A 22,907-nucleotide genomic window follows, 5' to 3' on the forward strand; every position below is an offset into this window, starting at 1 on the left:
GATGGAAAGAGGTCCAGTCCGCTATCCGACCCGGATAAGCATTCGATAGACGTTGCCTGAACCATCCGAAGCACCGACCCAGCGGTGCCCCCTGTTTTCGAGCTCGGTCGCCAGGAATGCTGGCTCGCGGTCAAAAAGCACAAACAAGACTTCGCCCGGCTCCATCAACGAAAGTCGCGACAGCACTTTTTCCATCGGGACTGGTGGTTGCGCACCGACGAGGTCGAGCTGCCATAAGGGCTCCGGCCAATCCGAAGCGTCCTCGGCGCCGCTCGATACGGCGACATGAGCCGCCTGTTTTGCAATCGGCGAAAAGATAATCTCCCAATCGCCGGTATCGAGCTCAAGGGTTTCGCTTGAAAAACCCTGTCTGCTCATCAGCGGCAGAAGCGGTGTCGGCTTGAATGTGGAGAGAAGCCGCAGCCCCTCTCCTGGCGCTAATGACTGAACAGCCGCCATGATGTCCTGAAAAGGCTCCCCGCCTTCGCGCAGAATAGGGCGGACATCGAGTTCCTTGTAAACCTGCGACATGCGGATTCTCCTAATAAAGGGATGTGGGCCGCTGCAATTAACCCGACAGTTTCAAAACAGCCGCCTTATATCAGTGATTGCCACCGCAGGAACAACCGCAACCATCATGCTTGAGCCGCTTGAGCTCAACCTTCCAAAGCTGCGGGCCGTGCTCGAGGTATTCCCACCCAAACAGGCCGGCGAAGTTAGTATCGAGATGCATGCGCAAAGGGATCGGATCGTGATCTACTGTAATGTGCAGCACCTCACCAGGCTCAAGCGTTTCGAGCGTGCCGAAAATGCGCCGATGGCGCTGAGCCCCCGGAATTTCGCGAACATCGATCGAGAGAACCTCACCAAGCTTTGCAGTCATCGTGTTTATCGTCCTTCATCTGCCCGCGAGATATGTCGGGCCTGGGGCGCGGCCTATGATCTTTCGCTAACACACGCAAAACGCCCCCTCGTTGTTTCGGCTCAAAGATCTTTCAGATCCAGCCAATCCGTTCGCTGCTTGGCATTCGGCAAAGAAGGATAGGTGTGCGACCTCTAATGTTGCTCCTGTCACAGGAGTTGAACGATGAAGAGAAGCATTCTTGAGCGCTATGGCGACGCCCGCCTGCCGCGTTACACCAGCTATCCGACCGCGCCGCGGTTTTCTCCGTCCATTGGTGGTGGAACCTATGGCGACTGGTTGTCCCAGATCGAGGGCGACGATCCCATCTCTCTTTATGTCCATATTCCGTTCTGTCGGTCGATGTGCTGGTACTGCGGCTGTCACACGACGATCACCCTGAAAGACCAGCCGATACTCGATTATCTCGATGTCCTGAAACGGGAGATAAGTCTGGTTGCTGACGCCATGCCGAGAAAGCCGGAAATAGCCACGATCCATTTCGGTGGCGGCACGCCGACGATCATGGAACCAAATGAATTTCTGGATCTCGACTTCCACCTGCGCAGCCGTTTCGCTTTTGTCGAGAAAACGGAACTGGCGGTAGAGATCGATCCCCGCACCCTGACCGATAAGATGATCTCTGCCCTCGGCAAGGCCGGTGTCACGCGTGCGAGCCTAGGCGTGCAGAGCTTTGATCCGAAAGTGCAAAAAGCGATCAACCGCATTCAGACGCCAAAGCAGACCCGCGCTGCAACTGAAGGCCTACGCGCCGCCGGTGTCGGAAGTATCAATTTCGACCTCATCTATGGCTTGCCGCATCAAACCGTCGCTTCCGCAATCGAAACGGCAGAAACCGCCATATCCATGCGCCCCGACCGGTTTGCCGTTTTTGGCTATGCCCACGTCCCGACCTTCAAGAAACATCAGCGCCTTATCGATGAGGCAGCGCTCGCAGACGCAGCCGGACGCCATGCACAGGCCGAGGCGATTGCCGCGACCTTGCTCGATGCCGGATACAGGCAGATCGGGCTCGACCATTTTGCCCTTCCTGGCGACAGCCTGTCGATAGCCGCCAAAACCGGATCGCTACATCGGAATTTCCAGGGTTATACGACGGATGCCTGTGAGACCCTGATCGGCTTCGGCGCTTCTGCGATCGGCCGTTCAGCTCACGGCTACGTGCAAAACGAGGTCGCTATCGGCCGATATGCGCAGTCCGTCGCCACTGGCCAGCTTGCCACTGCCAAAGGCTATCGGCTGACCGCCGACGATCGGCTGAGAGCGGAGATCATCGAGCGGGTCATGTGCGATTTTTCGGTCGATCTTGCTGCGATATGCCGATCTCACGGTGTCTCGGCAGATACGGTCGTGAATGGGAATCCGCAGCTTCAACGCCTGCTCGCAGATGAAATCGTAACATTGGAGAATGGGGTTTTGCTCCTGCGCGGCGAGGAGCGTTTCCTGGTGAGGGCAGTTGCTACCTGTTTCGACGCCTATCTTGCTCAGGCGGGCCGCATCCATTCCAAAGCGGCTTAAACGCTCATTGTAAAAGATGGACCCGGCCTTCGGGTAAGGCCGGGTCCTCGCTGGAGTCGGTTGGGGGATTAACCGACCAGCCCGCGATAGATGGCCGGAAGTGCCGAAGGCAGCTTGCGGATATCCGGCACGACAGAAAATCCATGCTGACCGAAAATCGCCGGCACATAGGATTTGGCATCCTGATCGACGGTAACCCCGAACACCTGCACACCCTTGCGACGCGCCTCGATCACCGAACGCCGCGTATCCTCCAGCGCGAACCGGCCTTCGTAGTGATCGACATCATTGGGCTTGCCGTCGGTCAGCACCAGCATAAGGTGCTTACGGTTGGGCTGTTCGGACAGTTTTGCCGCCGCATGGCGAATGGCAGCGCCGATACGGGTGTAATAGCCCGGTTTCAGCGAGGCGATACGGCGGCGCACAGCTTGGTTCATCGGCTCGTCGAATGCCTTGATGGTTTCCACCCGCACCCAGTCGCGACGCCGCGAGGTAAATGTCAGGATGGAGTGGTTGTCGCCACAGGCGGAGAGGCCTTCCGTCAGCACCATCAGCGCTTCCTTCTCCACATCGAGAACACGGCGGTCGTTGAACCAGGAATCAGTAGACAGCGACACATCGACCAGCAGCGTTACCGCCAGATCATGCGCCTGCGGGCGGCTCATCAGATGGATGCGGTCCGAGCATTCGCCGCTGGCCTTCAAGTCGGTGCGGCTGCGCACCACGGCATCCAGATCGAGATCGGAACCATCGAACTGGGCGCGCAGCATTTCACGTTTCGGCCGCATCACCTCGAACTGCCGTCGCACCCGGCGAATGAGGTTTTTGACCTGCTCGGACTGCTGGAAGTCCTCGCCCTCCAGCGGAGCCGGACCGGCAAACACCCGGCAATGATCGCGCATATAGACGCCGCGACGATAATCCCATTCCGGATAGGTGAGTTCAGCGACAAGAGGCGTATGCACCAGCGCTTCCGGCGGCAGGTCGAGATCGAAACGGAATTTTGCCGATGGTCGCCCCTTTCGCTCGCCGAGCGTCATCTCGTCCAATTCGTCGGCAGCCGCCGCGTCATGATCGTCGCTATCGTCACCGGGGCGATCGACATTAACCATCTCCGCCATGGCGAGGATTTTTTCGAAACGGTTGAGGATAAAAGGGCTGCGCTCGCCTTTCCTCTGAGAATCCTTTTCGCGCACGGCGATATGGCGGCCACCCGCCATGGCATCCTGCGTTGCGCCACCGGCGGGACGATCCTCCTCCTGCCGCGGTTCCGCCTCCTCCCGCGAAAACACATCCGGCCAGAGCGGCACCGGCAGCATTGGCAAATAACCGGGCGGCGCCTTCAGCGGCCACGGCCCCGCTTGGTAAAGCGGCGCAAGACCGGCGCCATGCCGCAACAGATCGCTGATGCGATTTTCCACCATCTGCTCGATACGCGGCAGCTTTCCGCGCTGGCGTTGTTCGATCAGCGACAGACAGAGATTTTGATAACGCGGCATCAATCCTGGGAAGGCTTCAAGCACATCCTCCACCCGGTGCGCCGCCTGTTCAAGCAGTGCAAGATCGCGGCGAAGCGGATCGATTTCATGGATCGGCGAAAGATCCATCCGCGCCATGACCGCCGCGAGCCACAGATAGAGATCGCGGTTGAGATCGCGCTGCGGCATCAGGTCTAGCACCGGCGGCAACATCAACGATGCCTCGTCGCGGGCCGGGTGGACGAGCTTTTCTTCTCCCAAACCCATGCGCTGGCGAAGTTTCAGGCGATGCGCGGATGCCTTGCCCCGGGCGGGAACGAGCTGTACCGCCCGCTCGCCACCGAAACCACGGAAGCAGACGGAGATCACCGGAAGCAGCTCTTCCAGCTTCACCGCCGCCGCCTCATATCGCGGCCAGGTGCGGGTATTGCCGGCAAAATTGTGCCAGGCGCGCCCCACGGTTTCTTCGAGCTCGAGAAAATCCAGCATCGCGTCCTCCCCTTAGCGGATTACCGCCTGCATCAGTTCGAGAAGCGCCGAGCGCACATCCTGCTCATCAGTCAGCGGCTCGATCATCGCAGAGCGCACCGCATCACGCGGTTCAAGGCCGGCATCGATCAGGCTTGCGCAATAGACCAGGAGACGGGTGGAAACGCCCTCTTCCAGATCATGGCCCTTCAGGGCCCGCAGCCGGCGAGCGAGTTCGACCAGCGGTTCGACCCGCGCCGCATCAAGACCGCTTTCCTCAACTACGACCTCGATCTCGCGTGCCTTGGGCAGAAAATCGAACTCGATCGCCACGAAACGCTGGCGTGTCGAGGGTTTGAGCGTTTTCAACAGGCTCTGGTAACCGGGATTGTAGGAAACGACGAGCATGAACGAACCCGGCGCTTCCAGCTGTTCGCCGGTGCGCTCCAAGGGCAGAATGCGGCGGTCGTCGGTCAAGGGGTGAAGCACGACCGCAACATCCTTGCGGGCTTCAACCACTTCATCGAGGTAACAAATGCCGCCATCGCGCACCGCCCGCGTCAACGGACCATCGACCCACACTGTATCGCCGCCCTTCAGCAGATAACGGCCGGTAAGGTCGGCGGCGGCGAGATCGTCATGGCAGGACACGGTGGTCAAAGGCAGGCCGAGCTTTGCCGCCATATGGCTGACAAAGCGGGTCTTCCCGCAACCGGTCGGGCCTTTCAGCAGTAGAGGCAGCTGGCGTGTCCAGGCGGTTTCGAACAGGGCGCATTCATTGCCAGCCGGCGCATAGGCCGGGATCTGGGAGGTCGAGTGACGCAGATGCATGTTCATCGGAGATTTCCTTAAGGATGAAAGGATAATTCCCGGCCCGCGCTTCAGGATCGCGAGCCGGGAAGTCACTCATTCGGCCGGCTCAGCGATGCCGCTAATCGCCGGGACGCGATCCTTGCCGGGTACAAGAGTGGCCCAGACAAACATCAGTGCCGAGATGAGGACGAAGACGCCGGAGCCCAGGCGGACCCAGTAGAAAAGCGCCAACTGGTCCTGCACGTCCATGTAGCCTTCGCCCAGCACGCGCTGCAGATGAACTTGCAGGACACCCGCAAAGGTGAGCGCGAAGGTCATCACCGACATGGCCGTGCACATCATCCAGAAAGACACCATGGACAGCCACTGGTTATAGGGCTTGCGGCCACGGATTTCCGGAACGGCATAGGCCATGATGGCAAGGTTGAGCATGACATAGGCACCGAAGAAGGCGAGATGGCCATGTGCTGCAGTCACCTGTGTGCCGTGGGTATAATAGTTCACCGAGGACAGTGTGTGCAGGAAACCCCAGACGCCGGCACCGAAGAATGCCATGACCGAGCAACCGATCGACCATAGAAGAGCGGCGCGGTTCGGATGCTTGCGTCCGGCCTTCCATGTCATCACGAAGGTGAAGATGACCATGGTGAAGAAGGGTGCGACTTCGAGCGTCGAAAACAGCGAACCGATCCACTGCCAGTAGCCCGGGGCGCCGATCCAGTAATAGTGGTGGCCGGTGCCGAGAATGCCGGAAAACAGCGCCAGGCCGACAATGACATAGAGCCACTTCTCGACCACTTCGCGGTCGATCCCGTTGAGCTTGATCATCAGGAAGGCCAGGACCGAGGCCATGATCAGCTCCCACACGCCTTCGACCCACAGGTGGACGACATACCACCAGTACATCTTGTCGAGCGCGAGGTTGCCCGGATTGTAGAAGGAAAACAGGAAGAAGATCGCGATGCCCCAGAGACCGAAGATCAGGATATTGGTGACGACGGTCTTGCGGCCCTTCAGCGATGTCATGGTGACATTGAAGAGGAACATCAGGCAGACGATGACGATGCCGACCTTGATGGCAAAGGGCTGTTCGAGGAATTCGCGTCCCTCATGGATCTTGAACATGTAGCCCACGACGGCAACGGCCGCGGCGATGAGAAAGATCCAGAACTGCGCGATTGCCAGCTTTGGGCTATAGAGTTCGGTTTCCGCCTCTTCGGGAAGCAGATAGTAGGTTGCCCCCATGAAACCGATCAGCAGCCAGACGATCAGCGCATTGGTATGGATCATCCTGACGATGTTGAACGGCAGAAGTTCGGAAAGAGTGTTTGGCATGACATAGATCGTGCCGGCCAGAACGCCGAACAGCACCTGCGCCAGGAAGAGGCCGATCGCGCCGTAGAAATACAGCATCGCGACCTTTTGAGTTTGGTATTTCATCGCATGTTTCTCCTTGGGTCCGAGCTCATCAACCGGCGTCGTTCGGCGGCCATTTCTGGGTGTTGATCTTGCTCGTCCATTCGAGGAAGTCGGCGAGGTCGTTCAGTTCCTGTTCGGTCAGGTTGAACTGCGGCATCTGGCGCCGCCCCTCGATGCCCGAGGGCTGCGCCGCCATCCAGGCCTTCAGGCTGTCGCGGGCGCTTTCCGGGTCGTCCTTGCCGCCATAACGAACCCAGACATTGCCCAGCTCGGGCGCGAAATAGGCCCCTTCCCCCAACAAGGTGTGACAGTTGATGCAGGCGTTTCTTTCCCAGACATGCTTGCCGCGGGCAACGCTGTCGGTGAGCGCCGTTTCATCCGTCGAGGTCGTGCGGATGTACCAGTGACTATGGGCTGTCAGCCCCACGAAAATCGCGAAGAAGAATATGGACCCGCCGTAAAAGACGTTGCGGGCTCCGGTCTTGGTGAGGCGTTCTGCCATACCTTACGTCCTCTCATCTGACGCAGTCAGTGACCACGGCTCGAAATCCCCCGCCATGTTACGGCCGGACGATCACCTCGCCGGCCATGCGGGACGTCCTCTTTCTATTGTTCGGGGAAAAGCCTTCTTTGTGCATTGGCAAAGAAGGGAGCGGTTTGGCTTAGGTGAGATATGAAACTAGAAGCGGCCGCGCCAAGGTCACAAGAAGCAACAGGGCGCACCATGCCAACAGTGAGAGTGCCATGCCACGCTGGCCATGACGCAGTTCCATGAAGTCGAGAATGACGAACCGCGCCTTGACGAAAGCGATCAACAGCACGGTACCGATGGCGATCGGGTTTCCGTCAGAGAGAGCCGCGATCGTGGCACCACCGATAGCCAGAACAAGAACGAGAATGAATGTCCCAAGCATTGGGAAACGGGTGTCATGCATATCGTTCAAACCAGATAGATGATCGGGAACATTACCAGCCAGACAAGATCGATCGCGTGCCAGAGTGTGGCGATGAGAAGGATATTGCCCCGCGCCGGTCGCCACGCGACGAGAAGCAGGACGAAGCTGCCGAAGACGACATGGAGAAGATGAAACCCGGTAATGAGAAAATAAAGCTGGAAAAAATAGGAGAAGGTCGCATCGAAAGAATAACGGAACTCGGCGGCGTATTCGATACATTTGATCACGACGAACAGAAACCCGAAGGCCGCGGCCAGGCAAAGTGGAATCCGCGCTGTTGAAGGCGACGCCCGCCGCCGTGCCGCAATCGCGGCCTGCCAGCCGCTGGTTAAAAGCACGAGAGTGTTTGCCGCCGCAAGGCCGGGGTTTAGGTGAATGCGGGCGACCGCAAAGTCGTCTGCGTGTATGCCTGACATGATGAGAAATGCCGTGAGCAGAATGCCGAAGGCGACAAGTTCACTCCAGACCAGAATCCAGAGGAGCAGCACATCTTCATCGACAGCCGCTTCATGGGACGTCTGATGCAGCGCGCCACCTGATATCTCGTTTTGCATGGTCATGCCCGACGATAGGCGTCGCGAAAATGTCCTTCTTTGCGCTTCGGCAAAGAGAATTGCGCATCACCAAGGCATGGTGGGAGCATCGAAAGGAATTCTATCATGACGGATGCACAGGTCGGCCTCCTCGTCGCCACACCCATCATCATCGGCTTCGCGCTCACCCTGCAGCGCATGGGTGTGCTTCAGCGCACCGGCACGCTTTCGGCAGTTGCAGCCTCGGTCATCATCGCCGGCATTCTGTTCCTGCAACAATAAGGGAAGAAGCGTCATGACAGTCTCAGTCACTCCACTGAACGCACCGGATATTCGCCGGCTCGAAACCAATCACCAGCAGCTCCTCAGTCTGAGCCTTCAGCTCGAGCAGGCTATGGAAGAGATTGGAACCGATCCGAAATACTTCGATCTGCAACGCCTTTCCAATTCCATATTCCTGCTGCTCAGGGAAGCGCATGATCTGGAGGAGCGGGTTCTATTTCCCGGCTTTGACCATCGCGCAGGTTCGTGTTTTTCGGTCATGATTATCGAACATTTGAAGGCCGAGCACCGTTACGACAGACTGGCGGGAGAAGAGTTGCGGCTGACCCTCACGGCGCTTTCCGAAGGCCGGTGCGCCCTTCCCCTCGACACGATAGCAAGAATGCTACGTAGCTTCCTGGAGTGCCTGCGCCGCCACGTCTCCACCGAGAAACTGATGATGGAAGCCCTGTTGGCCCCGGAGGGGGAAGAGCGGGAGATTTTCGCTTGAGCCAGCTTTTTCTCGCGCTGATCGCATTCATATTGTTGCATTCGGTACCGGCACTCCCACCGGTCCGTAACGGCGCAATCGCTATTTTCGGCCGAAAAACCTATCTCCTGATCTATTCGGTCGTCTCGACTCTGCTGCTCGTCTGGGTGTTCCATGCCGCTTTGAACACGCCCTATGTAGAATTGTGGGGGCCATCCGGCAGCCACGCGACAGCAACACTGGTGCTCGCTCCGATTGGCATATTTCTCGTCCTTGCCGGCCTGTTCACACCCAACCCCGCCTCGATAACCTTCCGGCACGGTGATCGACCGGGCGCCCTTGTCGCGGTCACGCGCCATCCGGTTCTGTGGGGTTTCCTCTTCTGGTCTGGTGGTCACGTGATTGCGAATGGCGACCTGCGGTCTCTCATCCTCTTTGGCGGACTTGGCCTATTTTCCGCAGCCGGTTTCCTGATGCTGGACAGGCGCGCGAAGCGTCGGCTTGGCCAGGGCTGGAGCACATTTTGCGCGGACCATCCGCTGCTGCCTCTGGCCACATTCGCGACCGGCAGAAAAAGGATCAAGGTCGATGCCCCGATGGCGCTTGCATTTGCACTGACAGCGGCAATGACCCTCTGGCTTCTCCTCGGCGGCCATGCCCTTTTGTTCGGCGCCGATCCGCTGAGTATGGCTACCATATAGAACGTCCTGACGAAGGTCGGTTTGTCAGCCTTGTTTGCGCTCCGACAAAGAAGCCGGACCGGCGCTCAATTAACGCTGGCTACATGACATTTGCGCCTGTGCTCCTTCCCCAAGAATTCCCCTCGCTCTGTCCGTAGCCACCTCGCGGCGCCTGATGGCGCACGGGCGTGGCATCCAAAACATGCAGTCCGGGGGCCTTTCATCATGTCCATTACACAAGAGCGCGTCGTCCAGACACCGCTCATGCGAAACGCTGGCGTCAAGCGTTTCGCAAGCCATACGCTCATTCTCCTTATTACCTCCACGTCGCTCAGCCAGACAGCGCTGGCGCAATCCGCGGTGCCAGGTTCGTCAACCGCACTTGAGCCGATCGTTCTGGAATCCGGGCAGAAAACGACTACCGGCTGGTCCAATGGCGTGATGGACAGGATGGCCGGCGGCGTCACGCTGGTTCAGGCCGACAGCTGGCAAGGTGTGATTGCGCCGACCCTGTCGGATGTTTTGGCTGGAGTTCCGGGCGTCGTGGTGCAGGATTTCTTCGGCGCCAACGACCAGCCGCGCATCCAGATCCGCGGCTCCGGCCTGCAGCAGAACCCGGTCGAGCGCGGCATCCTGATGCTGCATGACGGCCTGCCGATCAACCGCGCCGACGGCTCCTATATTGTCGGGCTTGCCAATCCCTCGACCGCGCAGGGCGTGGAAGTCTATCGTGGCTACATGGCGAACCGGCTCGGTGCCACCGTGCTCGGCGGCGCCATGAACTTCATGTCACCACCGATCACCGGCGCGCCCGGCGTCGAGATTAGCACCGGCGGCGGAAGCTTCGGCCAGGTCGGCGGCACGGCGCGCGCCAATTTCGGCGATGAAAGCCTCGGCGCCTCGATCTATGCCGATGCGACACGACGAGACGGCTTTCGTGACTACAATTCGTCCGAGCGCGTGAGTTTCGGCGGCAGCTTCGTCGCCGAGCTTTCCGACGTCGTGACCACCCGCGTGTTCTTCGATTACACCGATCTCGGTTTTGACGTCGCCGGCCCGATCAACAAGGCGGCGCTCGACAGCGATCCGAGCCAGGTTTCGGCAGGCCCGGTCATCGTCGGTGGTGTCGCCACCAATCCCGGCCCCAATGTGCTGCGCGACAAGCCGCGCCGGGATGCAACGCAGGTGATGCTCGGTTCCCGTACCACGATCGATCTCGGCGAACACCGCATCGATCTCGGCCTCGGTTACACCCATACCGACGACAGCTTCCGTTTTCCGGTTTCCGCCGGCATTCGCGAAACGGTTGGCGGCGACCTGACGGGCATGGCCCGCTACAGCTATGCACCGGACGGATTTGGCGATCTGCCTTTGTTCGAAACCTCGGCGCTCTATACGATCGGCTCGGCGGACCGCCGTTATCACCTCAATGAATCCGGTACACGCGGCAGCCTGTTCGGTGAAAACGACCTCGACGCCTCGAGCCTGTCGCTGCATGCCGGTTTCAACATTCCGGTCGCCGACGGCTGGACAGTTTCGCCTGCCATTTCATACGCGCATGCCTCGCGGCACAATAGCGATACCTATTCGTCGGCAACGCGTCCGACGATCGCCTACAATCCGATGAACCCGACGGTACGCCTGCCGAACGGCGCCATAACTGCGACTGATACCAGCTATGATCGCAGCTATACGGCCTGGAGCCCCAGCCTCGGCGTGACTTTCGAACCGTCCGCCGATCACATCTTCTTTGCCGCCATAAGCCGCAGCTTCGAACCACCGACCCATGACGATCTGCTGGCGACCATCAACGGTACCCCGAACAGCAGCCCCGGACGCCCGGCACCTGCGAACCCGTCTCTGCCCTCCAACGCCTTCATCACGCCCGCTCTAGAAGCTCAGACGGCAACGACACTCGAAGGAGGCTGGCGCGGCCAGACCGGTAGAGTCGGTTGGGACCTCACCACTTATTATTCCTGGATCGACAATGAGCTTCTGAGCCTGCGCGATGCGACCGGCGCACCCATTGGCGCCATCAATGCTGATCGAACCCGCCATTTCGGCATCGAGATCGGCCTATCCACTGATCTCACCGACCGTCTGACCGGACGGATTGCCTACACGTTCCAGGATTTCCGCTTCGTCGACGATCCGTTGCGCGGCGACAACTATCTTGCCGGCGCACCGCGCCACATCGTCAACCTGGCGCTCGCTTATCAGGCGACCGACGACTGGACGATTTCCACCAGCCTGAAATGGGTGCCGGACGAGACGCCGGTCGACAACATGAACACGTTATGGGCTGATCCTTACGCCGTGATCGATCTGAAGACCGAATACCGCATCAACGACAAACTCTCGATCTTCGGCGAGATCACCAATCTGTTCGACGAAAAATACGCTTCCTCGACGCTGGTGGTCGATCAGGCGACCGCGGGACAGGCCGCCTACATTCCGGGCGACGGTCGCGGCTTTTATGCCGGTCTCAGGAGCCGCTTCTGAAAATCCGCCCCTGTTGTCGCGCCGTTTCTTGCGCTTACGCAAAGAGCCGGCGTGATGACCGGATAAGATCCTTATCGCCCCCTTGGAAAGAATCCGTCGTGAACCTTTTTGCAAAACCCGAGAAGAATTCCAGCACCTTGAACGGCATCGACCGCCGCTCCCTGCTAAGGACGGCCGCAACTGCAGCGCTTGCGCTTCCGTTCGTCAGCCGCGTCAATGCCGCCACACTCGATGAACTCGTGCTTTACGGACCTCCGGCCGGCCCTTCGATCACGCTTGCCTATGCCGTTGGCGCCGGCCTGCTGCGCGATGTCGCCGAGCGGGTTCGTTTCCGCATCTGGCGCACGCCGGACGAAATGCGCGCAGGCCTTACCTCCGGCACCATGCAGGCCGTGGTCATGCCGGTGACGGCAGCGGCAAACCTCAGCAACCGTGGCTTCGGCGTCAAGCTCGCCAATGTGATGACCAATGGCCTTCTCTATGTAATCTCGACTAACCCCGAAATTCGCAGCATTGCCGACCTGTCCGGCAGAGAAATCACCGTGCCCTTCCCCAACGATACGCCGGAACTGGTATTCGACGCCGTGCTGGCGCATCACGGTCTGGCTGACAAGGTGAAGGTCAGCCGTTCCGGCTCCCCGATCGAGGCGATCCAGCTGCTTCTTTCCGGCCGGATCGAAACGGCACTGGTGCCAGAACCGGCCGCGACCGCGGCGATGATCAAGGCCTCGAGTACGAGCAAGACCGTCCATCGCGCAATAGACATGCAAAAGGAATGGGGCGCAGTGACAGGGCTTGCGGCCATCATGCCGCAGGCGGGACTGGCATTGGCGCCTGCCTTCCTGCGCGACTACCCGGAGAGGATCGCCCCCCTTCTCTCCGGTCTCGAAAAAGCGACAGCAGAGGTCGTTGCCAACCCGGCAGCCGCGGCTGGCCACGCCGCTTCGGCGCTGGAACTGCCCTGGCCGGTCATCGAAAAATCCGTGCCTTTCTCCAATCTCGTCGCAACGCCCGCAGCTAGGGCTCGCCCCGAGATCGAGGCGCTGCTTGAAGCTATCGCGAAGACCAACGCACCAATGATCGGCGGAAAACTACCCGACGACACGCTGTATCTGTGAGCCCAACCATGCCCTCACTTTCCGAGCGCGCCTCAAGAACGGGACAATTTCTCTGGTCCGGCTGGTCCGGACTTGCGGGATTGAGCGTCTTTGCAGCCTTCTGGCAGGTGGCGCATGAAGCCTATGGCAGCTTCATCCTGCCCTCGCCGCTGGAAACGCTTGCCGCCGCGTGGGCCCTTCTGGGCGAGGCTTCCGCCTGGCAGCTTTTGCTCACCACCTCGTCACGCGCACTCTCGGGCTTCGCGCTTGCCGGTGTGATCGGCACCATGACCGGATGCCTTGCCGGGTTTCATCCGGCGATCCTGCGCCTCGTTCAACCGCAGATCACCCTGATGCTCGGCGTGCCGCCGATCGCCTGGATCGTGCTTCTGATGATCTGGTTCGGCACCGGTTCAGCGACGGTGACGACGACAGCTGCCGTCGCCTGCCTGCCAATCGTTTTTCTCGGTGCGGCGGAAGGTATCGCCAGCCGCGACAGGCTGCTTGACGACATGGCGCTCTCGCTCGGCATGGGGCGGGTTCGCAGACTTGTTCGCATCACCGTTCCGCAAATGCTGAACCGCCTCTTCCCGATCCTCGTCATGGCGCTCGGAACCGCTTTCAAGGCCGCCGTGATGGCCGAACTTCTCGCCAATGCCGGAGGGATCGGCGAAGCGCTTGCGGTCTCGCGTTCCAATCTCGACGTGGCGAACGCACTTGCCTGGATCCTGCTATCGGTAAGTGCACTGCTTGCCGTCGAATATGGGCTGATCCAGCCGACACGTTCCGAGCTGGAAGCATGGCGCCATGCCGCCCGGCCATGGGGTGTCAAGCGATGAGCGCCCTCACCCTCAACGACATCGGACACGCCTTTCTCGGCCGCACGGTTCTTGATCGGGTTACACTCGACATCGGCGAAGGCGAACTGGTGGCCCTGGTCGGGCCATCCGGTTGCGGCAAGAGCACGCTTCTGCATATCGCCGCCGGGCTTGTCGAACCGCGACATGGCCGCATCAACCGGACCTATGTACGACACGCAGTCGTGTTTCAGGAACCGAGGCTCCTGCCATGGGCCACGGCGCGCAAGAATATCGGCATGGCGCTTCCGGAAAGGCTCTCGGTTCGCGACCGTCACGATCGTATCCTCTCTGCAGCGGCAGCGGCCGCTCTTGAAGGCGAAGATCTCGACAAATATCCGGTCCAGCTTTCGGGCGGCATGAAGCAGCGAACCGCGATTGCCCGCGCGCTGGCAAGCGAAGCCGATTTTCTGTTTTTCGACGAGCCGTTTACCGCGCTTGACCCCGCGCTTCGCCGCCATATGCAGGATATCGTCATCGGCCATGTGGGCAGCGGCAAACGCGGCGGCCTCTTCATCACCCATGACATGGCAGAGGCCGTGCGGATCGCTCATCGGGTCGTCGCGCTGGACCGGCGCGGAAACGGAATATCAGGGAAGCGTCACATATCGCTCATGCCTGGAGAACGTGACGAGCGGATGGTTTTCGAGACCGTTCAGCACTTCATGAAGCAAGACCCGCTGTTTCGACATGTTGAGGAACTCGACGAACGGAGGGCGGGATGACGGTGATGCCCTTTGATACAACTTCGGGATGGCGCAATATCCTGCGGGCCGCGACCGCCGAAGGGCTGCGGTTGTTCTTCCCGATTGCCGCTTTGCACACAGCTCTCTGGCCACTGCTTTGGGTCGCAGGCTGGCAACTCGGCCTGCCCTTCGCTCACAACACCCTGCCGGCCCACTGGCATGCCCAGGAAATGCTGATTGGATCGTTCGGAGCCGCATTGCTCGGGTTTCTCACCTCGGCTTTGCCGGAATGGACGGATACGAAGGGATTTTCGGGAAGGCCACTGCTCATCCTCGCAGGTCTGTGGACTTCAGCCCGGCTCATCGGCCTGTTCGGCATTGACGCCGCAATCCTTCTCGGCGGCATTTTTGATCAGATATGGCTGGTTTTCCTTGTTGGTTACGCTGCCTGTCTGGGTTGGAAAAAACGGACGATGGCGCTGACCGGCTTCGTCCTGCTGCTCGCGACATTGGCAATCGCCGCCGGCCTACTGCGTTTTTCCATGCTGACGGATGCCTATGATCTGGCCGAGCGCGCTATAAGGCTCATGCAATATGCCTTTCTCGGTCTTCTCGGTCTGGCGCTGGCCCGCATCAGCGTGCCGATTACCAACCGCGTTCTCGATCCAAGTGAGGAAACCTCGCCGTACCGGCCGCATCCGGGCCGGATCAATCTCGCGCCGGGGCTTGCAGGACTGCTGATCGCCGCCGAGTTTTCGGGGTTTCCCGATGCTGTTTGCGGTTACCTGGTACTGGCGACGGGCGCTGCCTTTCTCGACCGCGTCGCCGAAGGTTTTATCGGTCGGGAAGGCTGGACGTTCGAGGTCGCAGGCCTCTGGCTGTCCAGCCTGCTTGCCGGCCTGGGCCTTCTCCTCATCGGCCTTGGCAGGATCGGCGTCGATATCCCGACGCTCGGGGGCCTGCACCTGATGCTGATGGGTGGTCTTGGCCTCGGTGTGCTGCAGGTCCTGTCGATCGCCGGTCTGTTGCATACCGGCCAGCCACTCGGTTTTTCGCGCCTCACCCGCGCTGCCATTCTCTGCCTTCTAACTGCTGTGGCGCTGCGTGTCACACCGGAGTTCTGGCCATCTCTCATCCTGCCCGGTGGGCAATATGGCCCGTCTGCCCTCGCCTGGGCTGCCGCCTTCCTTCTCTGGCTTTACGCCTATATTCCCCTCTTGTGGTCAACCACCACAATCGACCAGGACAGATGTTGACCATGTCGAACACCTCCGCCCCGAAAATCCGTCTTTCAAACCTCGCGCTCGAAGGCTTTAGACCGTTCTTTCTGTTCGGCGCACTTTATGCTGCACTGTCGATCCTGCTCTGGGTGCCTTGGTATCTCGGTTTTCTGCATGTCCCGACGGCACTGTCGCCGATCGCATGGCACCAGCATGAACTTCTGTTCGGTTATGTGCCCGCGATTATCGCTGGCTTCCTACTGACAGCCATGCCGAACTGGACCAAACGCAAACGGTTGACCGGCACGCCGCTCGTTCTTCTGTTTGCCCTCTGGCTAGCGGGACGGCTGGCGACCTTCCTCTCGGAATATACCAGCCTCACCGCCGCAAGCGTCATCAACCTCGCCTTCCTGGTCGTGCTCGGCCTTTATGCGCTACGCGAAGTCGTGGCAGCCAGAAACAAACGTAATTACAAACTGGCGGCCGTGATCGGCCTGATCGCGGCAGCGCAGGCGCTTTTCCTTTATGAATTTTCCCGCTTCGCCCATGTCGATGTCGCGGGACGCCTTGCCATATCCGCCATCATCCTGATGATCGCTATCGTCGGCGGCCGCATCATTCCCACCTTTACCGGCAACTGGCTAAGAAAGAATAATCCCGGCCGCGAGCCGCCACCCTTCGGTCGTTTCGATCTTTTCGTAATGGTGATCTCGACCATAGCGCTTGCCACTTGGCCGCTGGCGTCGCACTGGGACGCTCTGGCAAAACCGGCTGCAATCCTGATGCTGCTCGCCGGTACTCTTCAACTGGTCCGACAGGCGCGCTGGTGTCCCGAACGCACGCTCTACGAACCGCTCGTCACCATTCTCCACGTCGCCTTCCTATTCGTGCCACTTGGCTTTGTCTTGACCGGCATCGCCCTGCTTGCCTATGATTCAAGCTTCGCCTCGGCCGGTATCCATGCCTGGACATCGGGGGCGATCGGCACCATGACGCTCGCGGTTATGACCCGCGCAACCCGTGGCCACTCCGGTCAGGCGCTGCATGCGCCGGCTTCGACGGTTTTCGTCATCTACCTGCCAATCGTTATCGCTGCCGCACTACGCATCGCTGCAGCGCTTGCGCCACAATACACGATGTTGCTTCTGCCGCTCGCCGGTCTGCTCTGGGTTCTAGCCTTCTGCGGCTACGCGATTTTCTATGGCAGTTACATACTGTCCAAATAGCGTCAATGCATGTCGCGGGTCCAATCGCTCCGAGATCAATGCCTATGAAGGCCATTGTTTCCCGAACAATCAATTAGCAACGACTAAATAGTGCCAACCGAAGCGCGCGAGACAAGCGAGACGCCGATGCCGACCCGCCGCGCAACGCGATCCGGCATCGCAGCTCGCTCAAGCAGCAGATCGACCGCCGTGCGGCCGACTTCCTGTCTGTCGATGCGGATCGAGCTGAGCGGAGGCGTTGAGTGACTACTCACAGGCAGATCATCGAAGCCGATAACCGAGATGTCATTGGGGACCGAGAGACCGGCCGCGGTCGCAGCCTGTATGACGCCGAGCGCTAACATGTCTGCAGCACAGACAAAGCCGGTATAATCCAGCCTGCCGGCCGCCAGCCTTTCCTCGACGGCACGTCGCGCATCGAGGCTCATCAGAGCCCGGCTCTGTGTGTCAATAAGGTGGATTTCGGGATCGAAAGTGATTCCGAAATCCGAAAGCGCATCACGAAAGCCGTCGAGCCGGAGCGCAAATGACACGCGCCAGGGATGCGTCACATGCGCAATCTTGCGATGCCCCTGCTCCAGTAGATGCCGTGCCGCCAACCACCCGCCGAAGTGATAGTCGGGCGACACGCTCGGGATCCGCATCCGGCGGTCGGCACCGTTGACAATCACGGCAGGACAGCCAAGTTCGCTAATCGCATCCAGCATTTCCGGCGTATCGATGCCAAGCACGATGAGACTTTCGGGGCGCTGCCGTCCAAACCAGCTTTCCTGGGCTAGCAGTGCTGGAACTTCGACGGAAGGAAGCAGCTCTACATTGGTGGCAATGCCGCGCCTTTCGGCTTCCTTCAATATCGAGTCGAGGATCTCGCCGTAAAACTGACCGCTCACCACGAACCGGTCGAAGGTGATGATCGTCGTGGACGCCACGTTATATGCGGGTTCCGGTGGCAGCTGGCGCTTCTGGTATCCGAGTCGGCGTGCCGTCTCAATGATTTGCGCTGCAACGCTCGGACTTACGCCACCACGTCTATTGAGCGCCTTGGATACAGTGCCAACCGAAACGCCGGCTGCAGCTGCAACATCGTGAAGTGTCGCCGTTGAAAGATACGAGTCTGGATCGCTCATCATTCACTTTGTCTCTGCGGTTCTTAACGCCCGCGATCGGTTCCGCGACAGAATGTCTATCACGAAAATTTTCGGTATTAAAGCTGTGCGCCTTCTTCCGCGATTTTCGTAAATTTTCGCATTTAAATCAACACGCGAGATAGTTCTACATGATTGGCACGCCTAGCAATCGACAATTTGCGAAAGGATTTTTCGCTGCATGTGCGAAAAGTTTTCTTAATTGACAAAATTTTCGCACATGCCAAAGTCTTCGCATCTACAGCGAGGAAACCTGCATGCTCACCGCCACCCTTCCACACTCCGTCCAATCTCCTGCCAGGGCAAAACCAAATGGTCGCCAGGCGGTCCTGGAGCGGTGCGTCGAACGGGTGAAGTCGACATCGCGTATTTTCGGGCTGCGCAACCCTCAGATCGGCAGCGTGGAAAACGGCTGGCAGTATTGCAATCCGTTCGACTGGGTCATCAGCTTTTATGCCGGGCAGCTTTGGCTCGCTTATCAGTTCGGTGGCGAACCTGGATTGGCCAATCTCGCCCGAGCCCGTCAGTCTGACCTTAACCTGCTTTTGTCCAACCTCGCTGCGCAGGATCATGATCTCGGTTTCATCTTTTCACTGAACTGCGTGGCCGATTGGAAACTGACCGGATCGCAGACAGCGCGACAGATGGCCCTGCGCGCTGCAGAAGCGCTGCGCGCCCGCTTCAGACCCGCCGGCGGCTATATCCAGGCCTGGAACTCGCATGGTACGGAAAATACGACGCGCTCCACCTTCGTCGCTGGACGCATCATTGCCGACACGATGCAGAACCTTGCGCTGCTTTACTGGGCACATGCAGAAACCGGCGCGCCCGATTTCAAGATGATCGCCGACGCCCATGCGGAAACCACCCGCCGCAATCTGATCCGGGAAGACGGCACGTCCTTCCATACATTCGTTTTCGACGCCACGACCGGTGCGCCGCTACGCGGTGAAACCCATCAGGGTTATGCGCATGATTCTTGTTGGGCCCGTGGCCAGGCCTGGCTGGTGCATGGCTTTGCACAATCCTACGGCACGACGGGCAATCCCGAATATCTCGATGCGGCTCGGCTGGTCGCGGCCAAGGCAGAGGAGCTTATGGGCGATGACCAGGTGCCTCTCTGGGATTTGCGCCTTCCGGCCGATGAGCCGCAATATCTCGACAGTTCGGCAGGGGCCATTCTGTCGGCCGGGCTTTTCATCCTGGCGGATGTGACAAGCGGTGAAGAGAAAATCCGCTGGCGCGCCTTTGCCGATCGACTGCTCGATGGGCTGATCGAGACTTGCGACGTTACGCAAATTGAAGGGGCGCAGGGATTGCTCGATTATGGCGCCGCCCATGTACGGCGCGGCTCGGTGCGCAACATGCTGCCCTATGGCGACTATTATTTCATGGAAGCGCTCATGCGGTCGCTCGGCCATTCCCGTTTCTGCTGGTGAGACCGACGATGCGTCCTTCGCCACCAATCAATCCAGATGCCGCCATCGACCGGAATGCCGCCGCGCATCTCCTCTCATGGCTCGTCGGCAACCATCTCGGCGCGTTCACGCAAGGCAATGCCGGGCTCAAGCTCGGATCGACGGTTGCTGCCTATGATGAACGCGCCGCGCGCCTTGAGGGGCTTTCACGCCTGTTATGGGGTGTGATTCCAGCGCTCGCGGGCGGCTGTTCAGTGCCCGGAGTTGAGGCCATCGTCGAAGGTTTGGCCAACGGCTCCGACCCGGATCATCCTGCCTATTGGGGTGAAGCCGGCGACATGGATCAGCGGCTGGTCGAGATGGCAGCGCTTGCCGTGTTCCTGCGTGAACAACCCGAGCTCCTGAACAGACTGATGTCGCAGGCTTGCCGCGAAAACCTCTTCCGCTGGTTATCGCAAATTCAGCACGCCCGCATCAACCCAAGCAACTGGCGCTTCTTCAGAATTCTGGTGATCGATGCGCTTGCCAGCGTCGGCTGGCCGGTCGACAGGAAAGGCCTCGCCGAAGAGCTTGATTTCATCGACAGCCAATATGTCGGTGAAGGATGGTACAAGGACGGCGCTGAGGTGGGACGGTTCGACTACTACAATCCCTTCGCCTTCCATTTCTACGGGCTTCTCTATGCGCGCTGGCACGCGGTTGACGATCCCGAGCGGTCGGCGCGCTATATCGAGCGGGCGAGAACCTTTGCTCTCTCGTATCGCCACTGGTTTGCAGAAGATGGTGCGGCTATCGCCTATGGCCGCTCGATGACCTATCGCTTCGGAACCGCCGGTTTCTGGGGCCTCCTCGCCGAATTCGGCCATCCTGAACTGAGTGCAGGAAAGTTGCGTGGCCTCTGGTCGCGGGCGATGCGCTGGTGGCTTGGTCAGCCGATCTTCGACACGGAAGGACGCCTGACCGTAGGTTACGCCTACCCTAACCTGCTGATGAGCGAGTTCTACAACAGTGCGCAATCACCACTCTGGGCGTTGAAAGCCTTCGCTCCGCTGGCCCTTCCTGCCGACCATCCATTTTGGAGCACCGCGGAGGAGGCGGACACTCCGCCTGCTCTCCATGCAGTTGCCGTATCGCGCCAGATTACCTGGCGCTCCAACGGCGTTTCCTATCTGGTCGCGCCGCCGCCGAGACATCAAGAGATCCGGCATGTCGCCGATAAATACGCAAAATTTGCCTATTCCTCACATCACGGCTTCTGCGTGGAATCGCTGGATTGGATCTCAAGCGGCTTTGCCGGCGATAACCTGCTCGCGTTTAGTCGCGATGGCGTTACCTGGGCATTTCGCACTGAGATCGACGAAGCCGTTCTCGAAGACGGTGAACTGAAAGCGGTCTGGTCACCCTTTCCCGGTTGCCGCGTGACGACACGACAGCGACCGAGAGATGCAGGAGAGTTGCGCGAGAGTACGATCGAGGCGGATTTCCCGCTGCAGGTTCTTGCAACGGGCCATGCGGCAGATCTGTGGGTAGCGCCGCAGTCCTTGCAGCAGGTGATCGAAAGCGAAGGGTCTTCCGAGGAAAGGCCGGTAGCTGAAGGTTTGACGCTGTTCAGCGACCTGCGCGATCTCGATGGCAGGTTAAAGCGCCGCGTGCTGCCCTGTGCGCCGAACACCAATCTTGTCCACCCCCATTCCGCAGTGCCTGCCTTGCTCGGCTCCATACCCGTCGGCCGCAGTCTCATGCGCACATGCCTGACCGCCGGGAGGCGATCATAACAAGCTGAAGAGGAAATTTAGGAGGAGACCATGTTCAAACGAAAGACACTTGCGGCGCTGACATTCACAGCGCTTGTTTCACTTACATCTGCGGCTTTTGCCGAGGACGCGTCGATCCGTTTCGCCTGGTGGGGTAACGAAGCACGCGCCGCAAATACACTTAAAGTCATAAAGCTTTTCGAGGAGAAAAACCCGGGCATCACTGTGAAAGCCGAATATTCCGGCTATGATGGTTACCAGACACGCCTGAGCACTCAGTTTGCCGGCGGAACTGAACCGGACGTCATGCAGGTACTACTGGCCTGGCTGCCGATGTTCTCGAAAAAGGGCGACGGCTTTGAAGACATCAACAAGTTCTCCAGCCTGATCAATCTTGAGGAATTCCCCAAGACCACGCTTGAGCAGGTAAGTATCAACGGCAAGATGCAGGGCGTGCCGATCGGCTCGACCGGCTTCCTGTTCCTGTACAATAAGGAACCGTGGCAGAAGGCCAAAATCGACTATCCCAAAACCTGGGACGAGTTGTTCGAAGCCGGGAAACTGATGCGCGAGCGTCTAGGCGACGATTATTACCCGCTCGATCCGACCACACAGGGCAGCTTCCTGATCTCGCTGTCCTGGGCCATGCAGAAATACAATGTAAACTTCATCGATCCGGACGAACCCAAGGTGTCGATGAGCGAGGAACAGGTGGCCGACTGGCTGCGCTTCTTCAAACGACTGGAAAACGAACATGTTCTGGTCAGCATCAAGGCGCGTACCGCCATGGGCGGTGCAAACAAGCCTACATCGCAGATGCCCGACTGGGTGGAAGGTAAGTGGGGCGGCGTCTATTCGCAGGATTCAACGCTGACATCGCGCGCCGATACCCTGACCGGCGGTCTCGATCAGCTGGAAGTCGGCCCTTACATCATGCTGCCAGACGCCAAGACAGCGGGCACCATGAGCCGTACCGGCTTCATCTATTCGATCAGCAAGCACAGCAAGCAGCAGGAGGCGGCGGCGAAATTTATCAACTTCCTGACAACGGATGCGGAAGCCGCCCGCATCATCGGCACGTCACGCGCCATCCCCGCCTCCAAAACGCAATGGGATGTCCTGACCAAGGAAAATCTCATCCCGCCGATCCAGAAGATCGGAACAGGTCAGATCATGGAGCTCAATGAGGAGGGACTTGTGCCACGCTTCTCGCTCTATTTCGAACATCCGCTGATCTACAAGCTTCTGTTCAATACCTTCGAGGAGCTTTCTTTCGACAAGACCACACCGGAGGAAGCTGCGCCGAAGCTGATCAAGGAAGCCACCCGGATACTGTCCCGCCTATAGCGCGACAAGGGTCACCGGCCCGTGAGGCCCGGATGAGCCCGACCTTTCCGGAAGAGTGCGACGGCTGCTGTCGGCGCACTCACCCTTCCACGCGGCCATCGGCCGAACATTTCTCAG

At 59.4% G+C, this 22,907-nt stretch carries 22 protein-coding genes; 13 read left to right on the forward strand and 9 right to left on the reverse strand.

The features are described 5' to 3' along the window. Positions 1–21: 21 nt before the first annotated feature. Together JZX87_RS20555 and JZX87_RS20560 are read right to left on the reverse strand one after the other, a co-directional pair. Entirely contained in the window at positions 22–531 is a 510-nt protein-coding gene (locus JZX87_RS20555) for a DUF2249 domain-containing protein (protein ID WP_206827659.1), read from the reverse strand. A gap of 70 nt (positions 532–601) precedes the next feature. Next, the gene (locus JZX87_RS20560) at positions 602–883 is read right to left on the reverse strand and encodes a DUF2249 domain-containing protein (RefSeq protein ID WP_148144235.1); all 282 of its coding nucleotides are present in this window, start codon (positions 881–883) and stop codon (positions 602–604) included. A gap of 204 nt (positions 884–1,087) precedes the next feature. Between JZX87_RS20560 and hemN the strand changes: the two genes are divergently transcribed. Continuing rightward, a complete protein-coding gene (hemN, locus tag JZX87_RS20565; RefSeq protein WP_206827661.1) occupies positions 1,088–2,440 on the forward strand; it encodes an oxygen-independent coproporphyrinogen III oxidase in 1,353 nt (450 codons plus the stop codon). 68 nt (positions 2,441–2,508) lie between these two features. On the opposite strand, the gene JZX87_RS20570 is transcribed toward hemN, so the two are convergent. The 6 genes from JZX87_RS20570 to JZX87_RS20595 all read right to left on the reverse strand — a co-directional run bounded on the left by JZX87_RS20570 (position 2,509) and on the right by JZX87_RS20595 (position 8,128). Beyond that, a complete protein-coding gene (locus tag JZX87_RS20570) occupies positions 2,509–4,407 on the reverse strand; it encodes a nitric oxide reductase activation protein NorD (RefSeq protein WP_206827663.1) in 1,899 nt (632 codons plus the stop codon). A gap of 12 nt (positions 4,408–4,419) precedes the next feature. After that, entirely contained in the window at positions 4,420–5,223 is an 804-nt protein-coding gene (locus tag JZX87_RS20575) for a CbbQ/NirQ/NorQ/GpvN family protein (RefSeq protein ID WP_206827665.1), read from the reverse strand. A gap of 69 nt (positions 5,224–5,292) precedes the next feature. Beyond that, entirely contained in the window at positions 5,293–6,639 is a 1,347-nt protein-coding gene (locus JZX87_RS20580) for a nitric-oxide reductase large subunit (protein ID WP_206827667.1), read from the reverse strand. Positions 6,640–6,667: 28 nt separating this feature from the next. Then, complete coding sequence (locus JZX87_RS20585) at positions 6,668–7,120, reverse strand: c-type cytochrome (protein WP_148144240.1); 453 nt, start codon at positions 7,118–7,120, stop codon at positions 6,668–6,670. Positions 7,121–7,280: 160 nt separating this feature from the next. Further along, positions 7,281–7,532, reverse strand: a complete 252-nt coding sequence (locus tag JZX87_RS20590; protein ID WP_286194967.1) for a cytochrome C oxidase subunit IV family protein — start codon at positions 7,530–7,532, stop codon at positions 7,281–7,283. 26 nt (positions 7,533–7,558) lie between these two features. Continuing rightward, complete coding sequence (locus JZX87_RS20595; RefSeq protein WP_206827670.1) at positions 7,559–8,128, reverse strand: cytochrome c oxidase subunit 3; 570 nt, start codon at positions 8,126–8,128, stop codon at positions 7,559–7,561. A gap of 105 nt (positions 8,129–8,233) precedes the next feature. Here JZX87_RS20595 and JZX87_RS20600 point away from each other — a divergent pair, with 105 nt between their 5' ends. The 9 genes from JZX87_RS20600 to JZX87_RS20640 all read left to right on the forward strand — a co-directional run bounded on the left by JZX87_RS20600 (position 8,234) and on the right by JZX87_RS20640 (position 17,126). After that, positions 8,234–8,389: a hypothetical protein gene (locus JZX87_RS20600; protein WP_206827671.1), complete on the forward strand. Its 156-nt coding sequence runs from the start codon at positions 8,234–8,236 to the stop codon at positions 8,387–8,389. A gap of 13 nt (positions 8,390–8,402) precedes the next feature. Then, a complete protein-coding gene (locus tag JZX87_RS20605; RefSeq protein ID WP_206827672.1) occupies positions 8,403–8,879 on the forward strand; it encodes a hemerythrin domain-containing protein in 477 nt (158 codons plus the stop codon). Then, positions 8,876–9,559: an NnrU family protein gene (locus tag JZX87_RS20610; RefSeq protein ID WP_206827673.1), complete on the forward strand. Its 684-nt coding sequence runs from the start codon at positions 8,876–8,878 to the stop codon at positions 9,557–9,559. The genes JZX87_RS20605 and JZX87_RS20610 overlap by 4 nt, the downstream gene beginning before the upstream one ends. Positions 9,560–9,763: 204 nt before the next feature. Then, a complete protein-coding gene (locus tag JZX87_RS20615; RefSeq protein WP_206827674.1) occupies positions 9,764–12,040 on the forward strand; it encodes a TonB-dependent receptor family protein in 2,277 nt (758 codons plus the stop codon). Between the two features lie 98 nt (positions 12,041–12,138). Next, the gene (locus JZX87_RS31835) at positions 12,139–13,158 is read left to right on the forward strand and encodes an ABC transporter substrate-binding protein (RefSeq protein WP_206827675.1); all 1,020 of its coding nucleotides are present in this window, start codon (positions 12,139–12,141) and stop codon (positions 13,156–13,158) included. Between the two features lie 8 nt (positions 13,159–13,166). After that, complete coding sequence (locus JZX87_RS20625; protein WP_148144246.1) at positions 13,167–13,976, forward strand: ABC transporter permease; 810 nt, start codon at positions 13,167–13,169, stop codon at positions 13,974–13,976. Further along, positions 13,973–14,719 carry an ABC transporter ATP-binding protein gene (locus JZX87_RS20630; RefSeq protein WP_148144247.1) on the forward strand — a complete coding sequence of 249 codons (747 nt, stop codon included), beginning with the start codon at positions 13,973–13,975 and terminating at the stop codon, positions 14,717–14,719. Before JZX87_RS20625 ends, JZX87_RS20630 begins: the two co-directional genes overlap by 4 nt. Positions 14,720–14,724: 5 nt before the next feature. After that, positions 14,725–15,936: an NnrS family protein gene (locus tag JZX87_RS20635; protein WP_286194968.1), complete on the forward strand. Its 1,212-nt coding sequence runs from the start codon at positions 14,725–14,727 to the stop codon at positions 15,934–15,936. Positions 15,937–15,938: 2 nt separating this feature from the next. Further along, positions 15,939–17,126 carry an NnrS family protein gene (locus JZX87_RS20640; protein WP_206827678.1) on the forward strand — a complete coding sequence of 396 codons (1,188 nt, stop codon included), beginning with the start codon at positions 15,939–15,941 and terminating at the stop codon, positions 17,124–17,126. Between the two features lie 83 nt (positions 17,127–17,209). Here JZX87_RS20640 and JZX87_RS20645 read toward each other — a convergent pair whose 3' ends face one another. Beyond that, on the reverse strand, positions 17,210–18,253 hold the full coding sequence (locus JZX87_RS20645; protein WP_206827679.1) for a LacI family DNA-binding transcriptional regulator: 1,044 nt from the start codon (positions 18,251–18,253) through the stop codon (positions 17,210–17,212). 275 nt (positions 18,254–18,528) lie between these two features. Here JZX87_RS20645 and JZX87_RS20650 point away from each other — a divergent pair, with 275 nt between their 5' ends. From JZX87_RS20650 to JZX87_RS20660, 3 genes are read left to right on the forward strand one after another with little or no spacing between them, the layout of a single operon-like run. Continuing rightward, positions 18,529–19,710 (forward strand): YyaL domain-containing protein, encoded by a 1,182-nt coding sequence (locus JZX87_RS20650; protein ID WP_148144251.1) that lies wholly within the window; start codon positions 18,529–18,531, stop codon positions 19,708–19,710. 8 nt (positions 19,711–19,718) lie between these two features. Beyond that, positions 19,719–21,464, forward strand: a complete 1,746-nt coding sequence (locus tag JZX87_RS20655; RefSeq protein ID WP_148144252.1) for a DUF2264 domain-containing protein — start codon at positions 19,719–19,721, stop codon at positions 21,462–21,464. Between the two features lie 30 nt (positions 21,465–21,494). After that, positions 21,495–22,790 carry an ABC transporter substrate-binding protein gene (locus JZX87_RS20660; protein ID WP_206827680.1) on the forward strand — a complete coding sequence of 432 codons (1,296 nt, stop codon included), beginning with the start codon at positions 21,495–21,497 and terminating at the stop codon, positions 22,788–22,790. Positions 22,791–22,907: the final 117 nt, after the last annotated feature.

Source organism: Agrobacterium sp. Ap1, assembly GCF_017313375.1.
GTDB classification, from domain to species: domain Bacteria; phylum Pseudomonadota; class Alphaproteobacteria; order Rhizobiales; family Rhizobiaceae; genus Neorhizobium; species Neorhizobium cellulosilyticum.